This is a genomic window from Pseudogracilibacillus amylolyticus (SeqCode), assembly GCF_051918545.1.
Classification (GTDB): domain Bacteria; phylum Bacillota; class Bacilli; order Bacillales; family Amphibacillaceae; genus Pseudogracilibacillus.
The window spans coordinates 1-2,931 of record NZ_JBPPZG010000319.1 but is presented as its reverse complement, the minus strand read 5'-3'; the positions used below and the strand labels follow the sequence as shown (position 1 = coordinate 2,931).

The following is a 2,931-nucleotide window of genomic DNA, read 5'->3' as shown; positions in this document are numbered from 1 at the left end:
GGACATATCTGGTGGAACTTTACAAGAAATGTCTAATTTTGCACTTGATGTGGTAAAGCCAAGATTGGAAGCACTAAAAGAAGTAAACGAAGTTACTGTCTCGGGGTTAGAAGAAAAAGAAATTACCATTACGCTAAAGCCAAAACAATTGGAGACTTATGAGGTCACCCAAGAGGATATTATTTCTACCATTGAACAGACAAATACAAATGCTTCATTTGGAAGTCTTAAAAATGAAAAAGGGGATCCAAGTCTTCGTTGGAATACGACATTTAGCAATATAAATGACATTAAAGCCATTCCAATTCAAACGAATGAAGGAATGAAAAAGTTATCCGATTTTGCTTCCGTTAAAGAAGAAGTTAGTGAGCAAACGAATGTTGCCTGGAAAAATGGGGATCCAGAGTTTTTACTTTTACAAATTGGCAGATCAAATGGTTTTACCCAAATTGACATGGCAGAAGCTGTACGAGCGGAAGTGGAAAAAATTGAACAAGAACATAATAACCATCTTCAAATTGATGAAATTGCTGCACAAGCTGATTATGTTACGAGTGCGATTGATGGTGTAACGAGTAATATTTTAATTGGTGGAATTATTGCAATCATCGTTTTATTATTGTTCTTGCGCAGTTTCCGAGCAACTTTTATTATCGGGCTATCCATTCCCATTTCTGTATTACTTGCCGTTATAACGATGACCTTTCTCGATTACAGTTTTAATTTATTAAGTTTAGTCGGACTTGGATTAGGAATTGGGATGTTGGTCGATGCCTCCATCGTTGTGTTGGAGTCTATTTTCAAGAAAAAGGAAGATGGATATTCGAATGTTGAAGCGGTTATAACTGGTACAAAAGAAGTTGTAGGTGCTGTAATATCTTCTATGCTCACAACAATTGTCGTGTTTGTACCAATTGTTTTACTAGATGATGAGATTGGCAAAATGATGATTGTACTCACAGTTGTTATTTCTGTTACACTCCTTAGTTCAGTCGTTGTCGCATTTACACTGATTCCCGTATTATCGGAAAACTTTTTAAAAGCAAGACCTAAAAAAGTTGGAAAACTTAATTTAATCGGGAAATATGGTAGTACAATTAAGTGGCTAACAAAGAAAAAACGTCGACGTATTGGCGTGCTTAGCCTTTTCATGGTTTTATTTTTCAGTTCTTTCTTATTACTTGCTAAAATACCGATGACGCTGATGCCGGATATCTTAAATCGTTATGCGGAAGTAATTGTAGAACTAGAACCAGGTGTTTCTACAGATAACCGTGCCGAAATTGTTTTACAAATGAACGAAGCTTTAAAAGAAATACCAGATGTCGACAATAATGTCATATTAGATAATGCAGGTGCTTTCATTGCACTTATCAATATGACGCCAGAAGAAGAAAAAACGATGGAGCAACAAGAAATTAACGAGCAAATCTTAGAAAGGTTTAGAGCGCTTGAAGCTGATTTTCCAATTGAAAATGTTGGTACTTCTATGGAAGGTACGATAAACCCTCCAATTGGATTGAAGGTAAGTGGTGATAATTTTAATACACTACAAGCTATTGCAAAAGATGTGGAAGAGGAGTTAGAAAAACTGGATCACATCAAATCCGTAACAGTACAAACTGTTGAAAGTGCAGATGAATTTTTAATTGAATTAAATGAAAAAAATATGAACGAAGATAGCATTACCGCTCCTTACTTGTACATGAATATTTCGCATATGTTTGCAGATGCACCAGTCGGGGAAATGGTTATCGACGGGAATACAGTGCCTATTTCAGTAAAAAATGATCAAAACATTCATGAGAAAAAGGATTTATTGGATAACAAGATCATGACTGCAAATGGGGAAAAGAAACTTTCTAATTATATTTCATTAAATGAGGCTTCTTCCCAGCTACAAATTGATCGCTCAAATGGAGAGAGATATATTAGCATCACTGCTGATATGGAGGGGCAAGATTTAAGTGCAGTTAACCGGGATATAAATAAAATAGTTCAAGACCTCGACATAGACCGAGGATACGCTGTTGAAATTACTGGCGATTTGGAAGAACAACAAAAAGCAGCACAAGATTTAATCATTATTTTTGCAATATCACTATTTCTCGTCTTTGTCGTCATGGCCATCCAATTTAATAGTTTAAAACATCCGATTATAATATTATTTATTATTCCACTTACAATCACTGGAGTACTAATTGGACTATTCATTTCTCAAAAGGAATTAAATATTATGTCAGGAATTGGAGTAATCATGCTCGTTGGGATCGTATTAAATAACGGAATCCTACTAATTGACCGGGTGAGGCAGCTTCGAAATAACGGTTTAGATGTAAATGAAGCATTGGTCAACGCTGGAAAGGAACGAATTAGACCGATTTTCATGACGACATTAACGACAGTCGGCGGAATGTTGCCACTTGCTTTAGCGACAGGAACATCAAGTGATTATCAATCTCCACTTGCCGTAGTCATTATTTCAGGATTACTATTTTCAACCTTTATAACATTAATCTTAATACCTGCTATATACCTACTATTTGAGGATATTGGAAATGGGTTGAAGCGGATATTTAGAAGGAAAAAGACCATCGAAGAATCAATCAAACAAGTTAAAGCACAATAATTTTTTAGTGAGATGTTGCTATTCAGCGATTTATACGATAATTCAGCGCAATCCACATGTAATTCAGCGAATAATAAAATTATTCGGCTCACAAGCGTTAGTGATTACAATTATTAAAAGGGATCAACGTCAGCTAGTTGATCCCTTTCCTTTTACAAATCATCAAACCCATTCAAATCACTTGTTTTTGTATATGCTCTTGATTTTTGTTCGAAAAAGTCCGTCTTCGTGCCATCAAAATTATCTACATAAGCGCGGATCCATTTCATCGGATTCTCTACATGCTCTTCGTATATTTCACT

The 2,931-nt window shown here is 35.4% G+C and carries 1 protein-coding gene and 1 pseudogene; one reads left to right on the top strand and one right to left on the bottom strand.

The window, feature by feature from the left end; genetic code table 11:
• A partial coding sequence (locus ACPYKA_RS20200) for an efflux RND transporter permease subunit (protein ID WP_479543984.1) occupies positions 1–2,629 on the top strand: 2,629 nt, incomplete at its 5' end.
• A gap of 152 nt (positions 2,630–2,781) precedes the next feature.
• On the opposite strand, the pseudogene ACPYKA_RS20195 reads toward ACPYKA_RS20200, so the two are convergent.
• Positions 2,782–2,931 (bottom strand): annotated as a pseudogene (locus ACPYKA_RS20195) (ribonucleotide-diphosphate reductase subunit beta); the annotation flags it as partial.